12 protein-coding genes are annotated in these 16,613 nt (G+C 30.8%); all 12 read right to left on the bottom strand.

Features of this window, described 5'->3' with window-relative positions; all coding sequences use genetic code 11:
- Nucleotides 1–143: 143 nt before the first annotated feature.
- Complete coding sequence (gene fdhD / locus WY13_RS15720) at nt 144–932, bottom strand: formate dehydrogenase accessory sulfurtransferase FdhD (RefSeq protein ID WP_063556542.1); 789 nt, start codon at nt 930–932, stop codon at nt 144–146.
- Nucleotides 895–1,464 (bottom strand): molybdopterin-guanine dinucleotide biosynthesis protein B, encoded by a 570-nt coding sequence (gene mobB, locus WY13_RS15715; protein ID WP_063556541.1) that lies wholly within the window; start codon nt 1,462–1,464, stop codon nt 895–897. Before mobB ends, fdhD begins: the two co-directional genes overlap by 38 nt.
- Nucleotides 1,442–2,641, bottom strand: a complete 1,200-nt coding sequence (locus WY13_RS15710) for a molybdopterin molybdotransferase MoeA (protein ID WP_063556540.1) — start codon at nt 2,639–2,641, stop codon at nt 1,442–1,444. Before WY13_RS15710 ends, mobB begins: the two co-directional genes overlap by 23 nt.
- Nucleotides 2,642–2,725: 84 nt before the next feature.
- Nucleotides 2,726–4,855, bottom strand: coding sequence for a formate dehydrogenase subunit alpha (gene fdhF, locus WY13_RS15705; protein WP_082848538.1), 2,130 nt, complete (start codon nt 4,853–4,855; stop codon nt 2,726–2,728).
- A gap of 688 nt (nt 4,856–5,543) precedes the next feature.
- Nucleotides 5,544–8,996, bottom strand: a complete 3,453-nt coding sequence (gene addB / locus WY13_RS15690; RefSeq protein ID WP_063556537.1) for a helicase-exonuclease AddAB subunit AddB — start codon at nt 8,994–8,996, stop codon at nt 5,544–5,546.
- A gap of 21 nt (nt 8,997–9,017) precedes the next feature.
- A complete protein-coding gene (locus tag WY13_RS15685) occupies nt 9,018–10,472 on the bottom strand; it encodes a hypothetical protein (RefSeq protein WP_242866530.1) in 1,455 nt (484 codons plus the stop codon).
- A gap of 13 nt (nt 10,473–10,485) precedes the next feature.
- Entirely contained in the window at nt 10,486–11,601 is a 1,116-nt protein-coding gene (locus WY13_RS15680; protein WP_347459445.1) for a sensor histidine kinase, read from the bottom strand.
- Between the two features lie 74 nt (nt 11,602–11,675).
- Entirely contained in the window at nt 11,676–11,879 is a 204-nt protein-coding gene (locus tag WY13_RS22230) for a hypothetical protein (RefSeq protein ID WP_347459444.1), read from the bottom strand.
- Between the two features lies 1 nt (nt 11,880).
- A complete protein-coding gene (locus tag WY13_RS15675; protein ID WP_192845049.1) occupies nt 11,881–12,567 on the bottom strand; it encodes a response regulator transcription factor in 687 nt (228 codons plus the stop codon).
- Between the two features lie 524 nt (nt 12,568–13,091).
- On the bottom strand, nt 13,092–14,030 hold the full coding sequence (locus WY13_RS15670) for an SPFH domain-containing protein (protein ID WP_063556534.1): 939 nt from the start codon (nt 14,028–14,030) through the stop codon (nt 13,092–13,094).
- Nucleotides 14,031–14,034: 4 nt separating this feature from the next.
- Entirely contained in the window at nt 14,035–14,460 is a 426-nt protein-coding gene (locus tag WY13_RS15665; RefSeq protein WP_063556533.1) for an NfeD family protein, read from the bottom strand.
- A gap of 93 nt (nt 14,461–14,553) precedes the next feature.
- Nucleotides 14,554–16,473 (bottom strand): NAD(+) synthase, encoded by a 1,920-nt coding sequence (locus tag WY13_RS15660; RefSeq protein WP_063556532.1) that lies wholly within the window; start codon nt 16,471–16,473, stop codon nt 14,554–14,556.
- Nucleotides 16,474–16,613 lie beyond the last annotated feature (140 nt).

Below are 16,613 nucleotides of genomic sequence, written 5' to 3'. Positions count from 1 at the left end.
AATTACCTTATTTAAAAATTAAAATATAAACTTAGTCCTATTTAATTAGGAAATAATTACGAACATTAAATATTATATTATTTTTATATAACTATATGACTAATTTTTTAAGATCATATTCAAAAATGTATTAACAGAAATTACTATATTATTCTCTGTGGATTTGTATATACATTCATTCTTTCTCCCCTTACAAATCCAATTAGTGTAACATTTAAAGCTTTTGCAAATTCTATAGAAAGATTTGTAGGTGCAGATTTAGATATTATTATAGGTACCCCCAGCCTAGCAATTTTATATACCATTTGAAAAGATACCCTGCTGCTCACAAATATTATTTTATCTTTTAAATAAATATTTTTTATAAATGCCTCACCTATAAGCTTGTCTACAGCATTGTGCCTGGCTACATCCTCACAAATAGATATTACTTTATCTTCATCACAAAGAGCTGCACAATGTGCTCCTCCAGTGAGTTTAAACGTCTTGGAATATCCAAGATTGTCTATCATTAGATCATAGATTTTATCGACATGGATGTAAACATTATCATTGTTGATTAGACTAATTTTCATGGAATCGATAATATATGAAAAGAATTTACTTTTCTCATTTTCATTAAATGCTGTAGGAAGTATTTGCTTTGGATACAACTCTTTATTAAATTGGCTATTTTTCAAAGTTACCCTGGACGCTCCACTTTTTTCATCTATCTCCAGAGATTTTATTTCATCTAGAGATTTTATAATACCTTTAAAGACCAAGAAACCTATTGTTAATTCCTTAAGCTTTTCAGGAGTACATAAAAGTACTGTCAAATGTTCACCATTTACAAATACATTTAAAGGATATTCACAAATAGTTGATTCCTCCACTGTCTTCTTACATTCTTTGTCATATTTGACTACATGAAGTTCCATAGTTTTCTCCATTTTTGTTACCTCCTATAAAGTTGCTTTCAATAAAATCAGCTACTTTTTTTGTATCATTTATATCAAATACAGGAATATCAGTCATTAAATTTTCATTGGTTACAATAGCTACAAAATTTTGAAAATTATATTTAGAATTTTTGTAGAGCAAACATTTACTCGCATTTTTCCTGTATACTTCTATTTTAGGAAATTCGTTGCCCTTGAAACCTTCAACTATTACAATATCTACATCTTGAAAAAGCGACAGCAATTCTTCTATACTTTTTGGTCCACTTACTTTTTTTATCATAGCCACTGTATTATCCGATGCAATAACAACATTGTCTGCACCTGCCTCTGTAAATCTAAAGCTATCTTTTCCTGGGTAATCTATCTGTAACTTATGAGCATCATTCTTTATTGCACCAACCTTATATCCTCTGCTTTTTAAAATTCTTATTATTCCTTCTATCAAGGTAGTCTTACCTGAATTTGAACTAGATGAAATAATAGAAATTACTGACCTCTTATTTGAATATAAATTTTCCATTTAAAATATCTCCAGCTTTTGCTATACTAGTTCCCTTTTTCATGATAACCACGCCATTTGACTTAGTAAGCGTAAAAAGCCCATTGGAATCTTGTCTTCCTACATCATAGGCATAATAGCGGTTATCTTCCTTTTTTATGTTTACATACATATAGCAGTCTCTTTCTTTTCCTGATTTAAAATCATCTTTTAAAGTTACAGGAAATTCTTCAGGAAATGCATCATCTCTTCCAATCATTTTTTTAATAGATGGTGCTACAAAACTTTCAAATGAATTTATCACTGAAAGCGGATTTCCTGGAAGTCCAAAGAATAATTTATCTTTAAAAGTTGCAAAAACAACTGGTTTTCCTGGTTTAATAGCTACCGAAGTAAATTTTATATCTGTTCCTATTTTTTGAAGAACATCTTCTATAAAATCGTAATCACCTACAGATGCTCCTCCAGTAGTTATGATTATATCTCCCTCTTCAAATGCAGTTTTTATAGCATTAAAAATTTTATCCTTATCATCTCTTATTATCCCATAAGATTTAACTTCTACATTTAAATTTTTAATAAGGGAAATTAATGTGTATTCATTACAATTTCTTATTTTACCTTGCATTAAGTTTTGATCTATATTTATAAGTTCATCCCCAGTATTTATTACTATAATTTTAGGGACTTTATAGCATTTTATTTTAGTATAACCTAGTGATGCCAATAACCCTATTTCTGCAGGTCTCAAAATTTTTCCTTTTCTTAAAGCAACATCACCAATCTTTATCTCCCCACCAGTTTTAAATATGTTGGTTCCAGGAGATACCTTTTCTAATACATGAAGTTCTTTTCCATCTACTTTTACTTTTTCTATTTGAATAACTGCATCTGCACCTTTTGGTACTGGAGCTCCTGTCATTATTTTTATGGCTTCACCATTTTTCAATACTATATCAGAAAAATCTCCCGCCTTTATGCTTCCCTTAATCCGAAATTTTGACATTTTTCCTTTAGTATCTTCACTTTTTAAAGCATACCCATCCATACAAGATTTGTCAAATGGGGGAAGATTATCTTTTGAGCTTATATCCTCTGCCAATACTCTGTTAAGAGAATTTATCAGGGACATATCTTCACCTTTAAGCAGTTTTGTATTATTCATTACTATACTGAATGCTTCATGTACGTCTATCACAGTCTATCAACTCCTATTGATTTAAAGCTTTTGGCTAAAAGACCTCTTAATCAAGGTCTTTTTAGCCATCTTTATATTAAAATATTAAACATTCATCTTTTCCTTTAAAAGATCATATTGATCTTTTACAAACTTTTCAGCTTCTTTCTGATCTTTTATAGCTTCTATTTTTACTGCACAATACTTTAATTCAGGAGTTTTTGATACTGGATCTAGACTATTAGATGTAAGTTCATTACATGCACCTACCCACCATTGATAGGTCATATAGACTGCTCCTTTATTTGCCCTTTCAGTAACAAGTGCACGAGCAACCACAGAACCCCTTCGTGAACTTATCCTCATAAGCTCTCCATCTATTATTCCCTTAGCCTTTGCATCCACTGGATTAATTTGTACATATCCTGGTTCATCGGCTAACTGCTGAAGTGCCCTACAGTTTCCTGTCATTGTTCTTACAGAATAATGCCCTACTTCTCTAACTGTAGAAAGAACAAGTGGATACTCTTTATCTGTCTGCTCTACAGGAGGTCTCCATTCTGCTGCAAACAAGTTTGCCTTTCCAGTAGGTGTATTAAATTTATTTCCTTTGTAGAGATAAGAAGTCCCAGGATGATCTTCAGATGGACAAGGCCATTGAATTCCTCCCAATTCTTCCAGTCTCTTATAAGTCGCTCCTTTGAAATTTGGACATAAATTTATAAGTTCATTCCATATTTCCTCAGTATTGTTATAATGCATATTATAACCCATAGCACAGGCAATTTCTGAAATTATTTCCCAATCCGGTTTAACATCTCCCTTAGGTTCTACAGCCTTTCTAAATCTCTGGAATCCTCTATCTGCAGAACTAAATACTCCTTCATGTTCTCCCCAAGACGTGGAAGGTAAAATTACATCTGCATGGAGTGCAGTTTTATTCATAAATATATCCTGAACTATTACAAGTTCCATTTTATCAAGTGTTTCTCTCATTTCATTAGAATCAGGATCACTTTGGGCTGGATCCTCACCCATTATATAATATGCCTTTATTTTATTCTCTTTAAGCGTTAATTCAGGAACTCGTGTCAAGTGATAACCAACTTTGTTTGAAAGTTTAACTCCCCAAGCTTTTTCAAATTTTTCCCTAATTCCATCGTCAGTTACACTTTGATAACCTGGGTATACATTAGGAAGTGCTCCCATATCGCAGGCACCTTGCACATTGTTTTGGCCTCTTACAGGTCCTATGCCTACATTAGGTCTTCCAAAATTACCAGTTAATAATGCTATAGAAGCTAATCCCTTAACTACATCTACAGCTTGAGCAAACTGGCATACTCCCATACCATATAATATCATAGCATTTTTAGCACCAGAGTACATTTTCATAGCTTCTACTATATCCTCTGCAGGTATACCAGTAACTTTTTCTGCATATTCAGGCGTATAATTCTCAATTATAGATTTATATTCTTCAAAACCAACAGTATGATCTTCTACATATTGTTTGTCATAAAATTGCTTATTTATAAGTATATTGGCAAAAGTATTTACAAGAACCATATTTGTTCCATTTTTTATAGGGAGCCATAAATCTGCTATCCTACCGGACTCTGTTATACGTGGATCTACAACTATTACCTTTGCACCCTTTTGTTTTGCCCTAACTATTCTCTTAGCAACTATTGGATGCGAAGCTGCTCCATTATATCCAAAAATAAGCAGTAAATCTGTATCATCTATTTCATGTATACCATTTGACATAGCACCATTTCCTAAAACGTAAGCCAGACCGGCTACAGAAGGAGCATGTCAAACTCTGGCACAGTGATCTACGTTATTGGTTCCAATAACCGCCCTCATAAACTTTTGCATTACGTAGTTTGCTTCATTTCCAGAACCCCTAGCACATCCTGTTCCCATTATAGAATCAGGTCCATATTTCTCTTTTATTTGTGACAATCTCGAAGCCGTAAAACTAATAGCTTCATCCCAGCTTACCTCTTCTAACTCTCCATTTTTTCTTATCATCGGATGTTTAATTCTAGATGTCAATATTTTAGGATCATTTAAAAAATCCCAACCATAGTGTCCTTTTAAACACAATGATCCTTCATTTGTCCTACCATTAGCAGGTTCTGCTTTAATTATCTTGCCATCCTTTACATGCAAGTATAAATTACAACCAGCACCGCAGTAAGGACAAACAGTTAAAACTTTTTTATCCATCGTTTAACCCCCCATAACTTTATATATTAAATTTACCTATAAATTACTTTTACCGATTACAATTTCATTTTAAAATATTCAGAATTTAAAGTCAAGGTTACTAAGGTTACTTTTTGTTTAATTTTTTAAAATACTTTATTGAGATTTTATTGCAATTTATAAGAATAGTTCCATTTCTTTAGATACTTTTTAAGTATGGTTTTAAAATAGATTAAAGTGATATACAGGTACATTACGTTGGACATAAAAAGAGAGATCTCTCAACCTCTCTTTAGAAATCATAATCTTAACGATTACTTTTATTTTATCCAAAATACCGTTTAACTTTACTTTGACACCTATACCAAAATAGGTGGATGTCCTCACAGATGTCTCCATCATCCTAAACTTCCAATTACAATTATAAGTAGGCTTCATGTACCCATCTAAATATTGAACTTCCGTTTACATAACGTAGGTTCAAAACTAAAGCTTACGTATACCTCAGATCTTTCATAACTATCCAAAATGTTTTGATAACGTTTTTACAAATTTATTATATAATAAGTCATTTGACCTGTCAATTATGCTTTATAGATTTTTTTACAATATATATAGCAACTGTAAAATATGAACATATCTGTACTACTATCATATATATATCTGTACTATTATTCTAGTAAATAGTTCCACATAGTCCTTCGAAATTTTACTTTCCAACTCTTCCTTCAATATCCTTCCAAACTTCTTCATCTTTTTTATCTTTAATTATCTTATATTCATTTCCTTTTATAGATATATCAAATTGACAAATAGCAGAATAAATACAATAACTACATCCTGTCTTGCTTTTATTTTTATATGGAGCTGCCTCTATATCCCCTTTTAGTATCTTTTCACTTAGGTCTACTATTGTGCTTCTTACATATCTCCTTAGTAATTCAAATTGCTCTCTAGTTGCCAGAGATGACTGAACCTTTGAAAGATTGCCATCTTTTTTTATGGAAGCACATATAATATCTGAGGTTTTTTCCATTTCACTATCCATTTGCCTTATTATCTCAGGATCATTTAGAAGCAATCCATTCATCCTAAGACTCTTAAGTATCCTCTTCTCTATCTCAGAGTCACTTATATTTCCTTCTGTTTTTATTATGGGATCATCCAATTTAAAATATAATATTCCTCCCGGTATACCTTCTTTATTAAATTTTTCATCCAGCTCCGCAAGTATGGCATCCAAATATATTAAAAGCTGCATTTGAAAACCATAATATATGTCTGACAGCTTAAATTCTTTTGTGCCAGATTTGTAGTCTATTATTCTAAGATATACAACTGAATCCTGCTCTAATAAATCTATTCTATCTACTCTACCTATGAGACTAACTTCTTCTCCCGAGTGAAGTTTTATTGAAATAGGAGGTATATCTCCAGAATCTCCAAAAGAAAGTTCATAAGCTCTTGGTACAAACTTACCTCTTTTCATATGTTCTGCTATAAGACATACTGACCTTGTAAGTATTTTTTTTAAATTATCTGTAATATGTTTATACTTCTTTGAACTGTTCAATATAGACCCTGGTATACCACTTAAAGTACTATCTACTACAACTTTTACATTTTCCTCACACCAATCCCTATCTATATCATTCCAGGTTAACTTTTTTTCTTTTAACTGTATGGAAAACTTTTTAAGTATATCATGCATAAAGCTTCCCAAATCTGGAGAACTTAAATTATACATTTTTCTATCTTCGACTTTAAGTCCATACTGTACAAAATATGCAAAAGGGCACTGCGAAAATTTCTCTAATCTTGAGACACTTATATTCAAGTGGCTTCCATAAAGTCTTCTAACTTTACTTTTATCCAAAATTTCAATATAGTTGTTATAAGAAAATCCTTTTAAAACAGTTTCAACCTTCTTACTCCAACTAGGATCATTTTTATACCATCTATATACGTTAATCCAAAGTGGATCTACAGAATTGTTATCTTCTATGCTTCTTCTTATATTTGAAATCAATTCATTAAATGTATCTTTAGGTCCATTTACGGCCTCTATTCCTGCTTTTTCTCCCAAAATACCTTTTAAATTACTTTCTTCTTGAATCTTAGGAAATAATTTTTTTATAACAGATATGACAATAGATTGTCTTTTACTTTTTCCTTCTTCATCACTCATTGAATAGCTTAATGTTAAATATTTATCTGCTTTAGTAAGTATTCCATATACTAAAAGTTGTTCTTCAAAAGCCCTGCTTCTAGTATCTTTTGCAAGTTCCATTCCTCTTTTCCTCAGTTCATCCCTGTCTTCATCTGTAAATACTCCATCTGCAGATATAGATGCTGGAAATATTCCATCGTTAACCCCAACAATATAAAGTATTCTTACATCATGACTTCTTAGCCTGGTTACACTACTGACTAAAACTTGGTCTAAAGATGCAGGAATTACTCCTATTTTATATTGAGAAAAGCCATTTGCAAGCACCTCACTAAATAGCTCCATTCCAATGGATTCATCTCCTATAACAACTGCTATTTGATCTAATATATCTACTACTATATTCCATATTTGGCTATACTCATTTGCTTTATCTAATTTAGAAGTATTTCTAAATTCCTTTATAAGTGCCTCCACTTTTTCTGGCACCTCTAAATTGATCAAAAAATTATATAGTCCTTCACACATCTGTTGTCCTGTTTTCTTACCTTTTATATCCCGTGAAAGCTTTAAAATAGGTTCTCTAACTTTATCCCTTATACAATTTACCTTTTTTAAATATTCTGTCTCTTCTTCAGATATTTCTTCATCAAAATTTCCATAGTTTATTCTATAATTCCACGGATTTGGATCAACCCATTTTTTTCCCCTTATTCCATTGGCAAGCACATAATTTTCTAACATATCTATTTCATCAAATTCTAAATTCAAAAGTCCCGTTTTTAAATATCTAAATACAGCTTCATAAGACCAATTTTTTGAAAGTATTTCTACAGCTGAAATTATTAAAATTATAATAGGATTATCATCAATTTCTCTTTTTTTATCTATAAAATAAGGTATATTATATTGATTAAACACAGCTTTTATAATATTTTCATATCCATCTAAATCTCCTGTTACAACTGAAATATCTCTAAATCTAAAACCTTCATCCCTGCACATTCTTAATATGTCCCGAGCACTATTTTCCACTTCAGTATATTTATTTAAGGCTTTAAATATCCTTATGCTTGAATTTGATCTTTTATAAGTTTTGTAAGGATAAGAAAATATATATCGTTCTAGATGTCCAAGCTCTGCATTACCTTTAAATCTACCGTAAGAATTGCATTTTAATGCTATTGGTTTGTCATAAGCTATATTATTATTTTTAGCTATTTCTAAAAGTTTTTTTTCGGTGATTTTTGTAGGTAAAAATAAGTCCATACTTTCAAGAGAGGAATTCTCACTTAAAATATCTGTACATAAGGTTATATTTGTCCTATATGATTTACATATAATCTTTTCCAGCACTTTATATTCCTGCGGCGTAAAACTATAAAATTCATCAATCCATACTTCCGCATTGTTAAAAAAATTAGATCTATCAAGTTTTTCATATAGCAGGGATAGTATATCCTCAGAATCTATATAATTCTTATGAAGTCTCTCCTGAAACTCCGAGTAAATTATTATTATATCTTCTAACTTGTTTTTCAGATTTATATTTTCTATTCTATCCAAGCTATCTTGTAAAAGTTTAAGTGATATGTCATACTTTTTTAATTCAGTTATTATATCTGAAATCATATTTACAAAGCCTTGTTTCTTAGTAGATTTCCCAAATACTTTTAATTTCTTTTTATTCCTCTCTATTATTTCATAGAGAAGTATAGCTTTTCCTGAATCATTTACATGTTTTCTTGTACCACCACCTACTTCACCAAACACTCTTTCTGCAGCTCTCTTAAAACTCAATACCTGAGCTTTTAACATCCCCTTTTGTCCCACTGATTTTAATAAATTTTTTTCTGCTTGAAAAGAAAATTGTTCAGGTACTAAAAGTATGAGATTTCTATTTTCATTTTCTTCTATTCTCTTTTTTATGCTCTGAAGGCAATAATAACTTTTTCCACTTCCTGCCCTTCCATATATAAACCTTATGCTCATAATAATCACACACCTGTAATATTAGTTTTTCTTCATATTCTTAATTAATTTATTCCATTCATCTACATAACTTCCTAATGACCACTGAGACATAACTGCTGTTTCTCCATTTTTTAAGTCAAACTCCCTGTCTAGTTTGCCTATTTTTTTATTATTTAAAGAATAGATTTTTAACTTAGTTTCAGTTAAGACAACTATAAAGTCCTTATTTGGAGAAGTATATGCATCTACTGCATCTGGTATCTCTTTTTTTATTACATCAAATGATGGATATAAATCATCATAATCAGTTAAAATTGTAGGCGCTGCATACATCACATCAAAATCACCATAGGGGATTCCTCCTCTTAGCATCCATCTTCCACTTCTCCTAGCCACAGACCAATTAGTTTGCAGCTTATTTTCATCTATTTTATTTTTGCTTAAGTTCATCTTTTTTAAATATAAATCTGCACTATATTTTAACCTACTTCCTGCATCATCCCCAAAAGCTTTAGAAAAATCCATCTTATTTCCATTAAAATTATCTAGAGGAAGTACACTAAAATCTCCTCTTTCAAATCTTTGATCACCATCATCATCATTATAAACTTTTCTGTCATCCATAGAAATATATTCTTCACCTACAAATAATATTTCGCTGCTAATCCCAGAAATACTGCGATACTTAATTCTTGAAGTTTTGTTGTTTCCAAGGGTCTCGCCCCAAACAATATCCTTTTTCACACCTTTTTCCCATACTTTTTTTACTCCAACCTTCCAAAATCCACTTTTCCTTGGAATTACTAAATCTTTTATATTCACAATAGGCATAATCTTCCCATATGAAGAACTTATCCACAAAGTTCTATAATTATACCCTAGTCCCGACTCATCAATACATTTAAGTCCTAAGAACAATCCAGATTTAGAATTCATCTCTTTTTGACTCTTTGGAATTATAAGCTTAGAATTATTTTTATCTATATTTTTAAATCCAAAATCATTTATTTGTGTGCCATCCTTAACGAAAAAAAATATTATTCCATCTGTAAACTTTAACATTACATTTCTATTTATCTGAATGAATTCATCAAAAAAATTATCTTCAGAAGACACAGTAACCACTTTTACATACTTTTCATTTATTCCTATGGAAGAAGGGTCAATTTTAAAATTACTTTGAAAATAATCCTTACTACCCAAAACTTTTACTTTAAAACTAGGATTTTTACATATCAAATTATCAAAGTATACTCCCTTATCACTGAATTCAGCCTTTTCACCTAACATACTTTTAGCCTTATCCTCAGAAATAGAAGAGTCACCTGTAAATACATATTTATCTAAAATCCACGTTCCTGCAATAGGTAAATTTATATTCTTTACGGGAACAATATTGGGATTAAGAGAAGAATTTATATTTTTATACACTACAAATACTATACATACAACTAAAATACCAATAAGCACAGTAAGCTTTTTCAAAAATATCACCTTTTCTAAAATTCTAGCTGTCTTCTAATGGAATGGTTAAAGTTATTTCAGTTCCCTTAACCAGTTCACTTGTTATCTCAATTTTTCCTCCATGAAGTGAAACTATTTCTTTACATATTGATAATCCTATTCCATTGCTGCACTTGTCACTTTTGCCTTTAAAAAACTTCTCAGTGACTCTTGGAAGTTCATCTTCAGGTATCCCGATTCCAGTATCACCTACTATCATAATTAAGCTTTCATCTCTCATGAAAGCCTTTAAATTTACCTTTCCACCTTCTTGTGTAAATTTAAAAGCATTGTCTAGCAAATTGTTAAGCACCTGTTTAATTCTATTTTCATCCAGTAAAACCAAAGGCATGTTATCCTGAACTTTTACAGAAAAGTTTATATTTTGTCGCCATGCCCTTAGAGAAAACTGTTTTTTTATATATTCTATAGTATTTCTTATATCTATATAATCTTTTTTTAGTGTAATTTTACCAGATACAAATTTAGAAAAGTCTAAAAGTTCTTCTACCATTTTAGTTAGCCTATCACTTTCGTTTTCTATTATCTCAAGTCCATTTTCTAATTCTTCCCTATCACTGAAATCTCCAGTTCTCATAGTAGAAGCCCATCCCTTTATAGATGTAAGTGGAGTCCTGAGCTCGTGGGATACAGAGGCTACAAATTCATTCTTTATCTTCTCATTTTTTAATATTTCATCTGCCATAAAATTTAATGCATCAAATAGTTCCCCTATCTCATCATTCCTCTTTTTTTCAATTCTCTCATTAAATCTTCCACTAGCCATTTTTCTTGCCATAGCTGTAACCTCTCTCACCGGTCTTGTTATACTGTTTGAAATAAACACACTTATAATTCCTGCCATTATTATTACTGCAATTCCTATAAATATGAGCATAAAAGATATCTTTTTTATTATGATGTCCACTTCTGAAAGAGAAGTAACAAATCTAAGCACTCCTTCAACTTTTCCATTAGATTTTAGGGCTTTAGATACATACAACACTTTTTCACTAGTTTTTTTATCTGCTTCTATAGAAATACCTAATTCTCCATTTAAAGCATCTTTTATGTCTTCCCCCTTCACTTTACCAGGTATAAAGTTTCCTATAGAATCCATAAGCATTCTTCCTGAAACATCTATTACTTGAACTTCTGCAGAAGTATTTTTCCAAAATATATCCGCATTGTCACTTATGTTTTTTTCAAACTGGAAGAAGCTAGATAGCTATTATAAAAATCTACGGAAACCTTTATCTGATTAGAAACCATATTCTCCATATTTTTATAATAGTATCTGCTAATGGAGAATATCAAAAAAGATTCAATTATCACTACAGTAAAAATTATTATAAATAGGTAGCTTCCTATCATTCTTTCCTTTATCCCATTTAACATATTATTCTTTTCTCCATCTATACCCTACTCCCCAAACAGTCTCAATATACTTTGGCTTTGAAGAATTTTCTTCTATCTTCTCTCTAAGCCTTCTAATATTTACATCAACTATTTTTGCATCTCCTGGATAACTATATCCCCAGACAAGATTTAAAAGTTCATTCCTATTTAAAGCTTTTCCTTGATTTTCTATAAATATTTTCATTAACATATATTCTTTTGGGGTAAGTTCTAATTCCTGTCCATTGCTATAGACTTTCATAGCTCCTTCGTCTATTTTAAATTGACCCGATACAAGCACTTCATTTTTACTATCACTTTGTATTCCTATTCTCCTCAAAAGTGCATTTACTCTAGCTATTAGCTCTTGGGGATTAAAAGGTTTTATTACATAGTCATCTGCTCCAAATCCAAAACCCATTATCTTGTCCATATCCTGACTTCTTGCTGTAAGCATTACTATACCCATTTTAGGAAATTCTCTTCTAAGTATTTCACAAGTCTTGAATCCATCCATTCCAGGAAGCATTACATCTAATATTGTAACTATTGGATTTTCAGCTCTTGCCTTTTCTAAAGCTCTTTCTCCCGAACTTGCTTCTATCACTATAAACTTGTTTCTTTTAAAATTTATTTTTAAAAATCCCCTTATAGAAGCTTCATCTTCTACTATTAAAACCTTTTTCACACAAACTTCCCCCATATTTCAATTATCAATTTAAAAGTATATAATCTCTCAAACTACAATTTTTTAACCTTTAACTAAAGTTACTAACTAATTTTGAATTCAACTACCTATATAGATAGTTAACTCTACAATTAAACTTATCCAAATAAGCTTATCCAAATTGCCAGTTTGATTTAAATTCTAAAGTTATAAATACAACTGAGGTTTATAATAAGCACTTTTAAATAATTATAGATTTAACTTTAAACTTTATAACCTATAGGGTTTCCAATTAAAATTCAAACTTATACATAACATATAATGACAAAATTGAAGGAACATTTAAAAACTTTTCCATAAGTCTTAGTGAAGTATTTTAGAAAATCTTAGGAGCTTAGATATGTTTGAGGCACGAGTTTATCTAAGTTCCTTTAGATTTTCAAAATACTGAACTTTAGACTTATTAAAGTTTTTAACGTGATGAAATTTGTCATTATATGATTTAAGTATAAGTTGACTTTTCATTTAGAAATTCTATATAAAGATTATTTCTTCTGAATCATATCTGCTATAGCTGCCATATTGCCAAGAGAAGAAATTGACTCATTTGGCAATATCAATTTATTTGCTGGATTTTTAGCCATTTCTTTCAATGCTTCTACTTGTTTAAGTGCTATTACCTTTTCATCTGTACCTGAATCAATTATAGCCCTATTAACAAGGTGAATTGCCTTAGACTGTGCTTCTGCTACAGATTCTATTGCCTTTGCTTTACCTTCTGCCTCCAGCATTTGAGATTGTCTCAATCCTTCAGCCCTTCTTATATTTGCTTCCTTTTCAGCTTCGGCTTGCAGTATTTTGGCTTGCTTTTCACCCTCAGCTCTTGCTATATCACTCTGTTTTTGACCTTCTGCCTGAAGTATAACAGCCCTTTTATCACGTTCTGCCTTCATCTGTTTTTCCATGGCTTGCTGAATCTCAGCTGGTGGAATAATGTTTTTAATTTCTACAGATAATATTTTTATGCCGTAGGCATCTGTTATATCATCTACTACTTTTAAAAGTTCTGCATTTATTTTATCTCTTCCAGAGAGTACTTCATCTAAAGTCATATCTCCTACAATATTTCTCATATTGGTTATAGTCGAAAAAACTATACCTGCTTTGTAATCCTCTATATTATACACAGCATCCTTAGCACTTAATATCTTGTAAAAAATAACATTATCAATAGATATCTTTACATTATCTTTAGTTATGACACTTTGAGGTTCAATATCCAGTATCTGCTGTTTATTTGAAACCTTTCTTCTTGCAAAATCAGCAAAAGGAATTAGAAAATGCCATCCTGGTTCCAATACTCTATGAAATTGTCCAAATCTCTCTATAATAGTTACATAACCAGTGTTTACTACCTTCATAGAAGAAACTATAACTGCAATAATGGCTACAAGTACAATCAAAATAAAAATTTTACTTATCATATATTTACATCTCCTTTTTTATAATAACTTTATTTCCTTCCATTCCAATTATCTTTACGGTATCTCCATCCTTAATATTATATCCTTCGTTCTTTATATTCCAGTATACTCCATCAATCCTTATTCCATTATTCTTTGCCATTTCCTTATCTATAATAACCTTCTTTCCCACATAAGTTTTTTCCCTAAGCAAAGTAGGTTTTATAGATTTTTTAATATTCTTTTTAACTATGGGATAACAAACAACTGTAAGCACTATGCTAACTACTAAAAATACTATAAGTTGAACTATAAAGGAATATTTTAATATTCCTGCTACAATGGCAGCAATTGCTCCTATAGTAAACCATACAAATAGGAAAGCACTAGTTACCATGTCTACAAATAGGGCTACTAAACCAATTACAGTCCATAGAATAATATTAAACATGTAAATTCCAACCCCCTATCAAAATTTTTCTATCTTTATATTATAAATAGTATACTATATCTATTGATCAATAAAGCTTATTTTATAAAAATTTTATTTTTGCATCCATAAATTAAAGCTAGCATCTGAAGGCATTCTCCAATCTCCTCTAGGAGATAAACTTACAGTACCTACCTTAGGTCCATCTGGAATTGCAGATCTCTTGAATTGCTGAGTAAAAAATCTTTTTGTAAATACTTTTAACCATTTACAAATAACATCATTATCATAATCATTTTTAAAAGCTTGTTTTGCCAAAAACAATATCTTCTCAGGCGAATAACTATGTCTAACAAAATAATACAAGAAAAAGTCATGAAGCTCATATGGTCCTACTATATCTTCTGTTTTCTGTGCTATCTTTCCATTTTTATCTTTAGGCAAAAGCTCTGGACTTACTGGAGTATCAAGTATGTCTATCAAAATATCCGATATATTTTTTGATACTTCTTTATCTGCTACATATCTTACTAAATATCTTACCAATGTTTTAGGTATGGAACAATTCACACCATACATAGACATATGATCGCCGTTGTAAGTGCACCATCCAAGTGCCAGCTCAGAAAGATCACCTGTTCCAATTACAAGTCCACCTTCTTTATTTGCTATGTCCATTATAATCTGTGTTCTCTCTCTTGCCTGAACATTCTCATAAGTTACATCGTGTATCTCTCTATCGTGGGATATATCTTTAAAATGTTGGAGACATGCATCTACTATGTTTATTTCTCTAAGTTCTGTTCTTAAACTTTTACACAAATCTACCGCATTATTATAAGTTCTATCTGTAGTACCAAATCCTGGCATAGTAACAGTTATTATATTGTCTCTCGAGATATTCAACATGTCAAAGGTTTTCACTGTAACAAGCAAGGCCAAGGTAGAATCAAGTCCACCAGATATACCTATAACCGCTCTTTTTAAATTAGTATGACTTACTCTTTTAGCAAGAGCAGAAGTTTGTATATTAAATATTTCCCTACATCTAATTTCCCTTTCATCTTTACCTGAGGGTACAAAAGGATGTTTGTCAACAGCTCTATCAAATTTTCCATAGTCCATAGTTTCAAATTGAAATTTCACTTCTATAGGTTTCTCCAAAAATAACTTTATGCTGTCCCTAAAGCTTACATTTCTTAAACGCTGCGCAGCTAATCGTCCTAAATCTACAATTGTAGAAATAACTTGATTTTCTCTTTTAAATCTTTCACCAGATTTTAGAATTGCTCCATTTTCAGAAATACACATATCCCCACTAAACACTAAATCTGTAGAAGATTCAAATACTCCACAAGATGAATATATATAAGAACACATGCATCTGGCACTTTGAGATGATATTAAATTTCTTCTATAAGTGGATTTACTTACGACTTCATTAGATGCAGAGAGGTTTCCTATAATGTTTGCACCCATAAGACATAAATAACTACTTGGAGGAACTACTGTCCATAGATCTTCACATATTTCAATTCCAAATTTAAAATTACCACAGGTAAATATCAAGTTTGTTCCAAATGGAATATCTTCCTGAAAATAAAAGTTAACTTTCTTATCTATAACCTTTAGTCCTTCTGTAAACCATCTTTTTTCGTAAAACTCCTCATAATTTGGAATATAACTTTTAGGAACAATACCTAGAATACTGCCCCGAAATATTATGTATGCACAATTATAAAGACAGCAATTATATGTAAGAGGTGCCCCTACAGCTATTAGTATGTCTATGTCTTTTGAGTAATCACACAGCTTTTTTAAAGCTTCTACAGATTTCTCCAAAAGCAGCTGCTGTTCAAAAAGATCTGCACAAGTATATGAGGTTATACAAAGCTCTGGAAAGACTACAAGCTTTGATTTTTGCTCTAGAGCTCTATCTATACAAAGCTTTATATTATTTAAGTTAAATTCTATATCTGCTACATTTGTTAAAGGACATGCTGCAGATACTCTTACAAAATCCATTGATGACATTATATTTTCCTCCCTAATAATCTTTTAACTTTTATTATATACTTTATATTATAAGTGATATAAAGCAAATTTAAAGCTATTTATGAGTTTAATCTTAAATCCTAAGAAATTGCCTTTTTATTCAGATAAGTGTAAACTGT

Source organism: Clostridium ljungdahlii (assembly GCF_001636845.1).
Classification (GTDB): Bacteria; Bacillota; Clostridia; order Clostridiales; family Clostridiaceae; genus Clostridium_B; species Clostridium_B ljungdahlii_A.
This window is presented reverse-complemented; position numbering and strand designations above follow the sequence as displayed.

Bases quoted from the DNA above. Each gene is read 5' to 3' on its own strand.
- fdhD (WP_063556542.1), bottom strand. From the start codon at position 932: ATGGAGAAAACTATGGAACTTCATGTAGTCAAATATGACAAAGAATGT.
- mobB (WP_063556541.1), bottom strand. From the start codon at position 1,464: ATGGAAAATTTATATTCAAATAAGAGGTCAGTAATTTCTATTATTTCA.
- addB (WP_063556537.1), bottom strand. From the start codon at position 8,996: ATGAGCATAAGGTTTATATATGGAAGGGCAGGAAGTGGAAAAAGTTAT.
- WY13_RS15680 (WP_347459445.1), bottom strand. From the start codon at position 11,601: ATGGATTCTATAGGAAACTTTATACCTGGTAAAGTGAAGGGGGAAGAC.
- WY13_RS22230 (WP_347459444.1), bottom strand. From the start codon at position 11,879: ATGTTAAATGGGATAAAGGAAAGAATGATAGGAAGCTACCTATTTATA.
- WY13_RS15670 (WP_063556534.1), bottom strand. From the start codon at position 14,030: ATGATAAGTAAAATTTTTATTTTGATTGTACTTGTAGCCATTATTGCA.
- WY13_RS15665 (WP_063556533.1), bottom strand. From the start codon at position 14,460: ATGTTTAATATTATTCTATGGACTGTAATTGGTTTAGTAGCCCTATTT.
- WY13_RS15660 (WP_063556532.1), bottom strand. From the start codon at position 16,473: ATGTCATCAATGGATTTTGTAAGAGTATCTGCAGCATGTCCTTTAACA.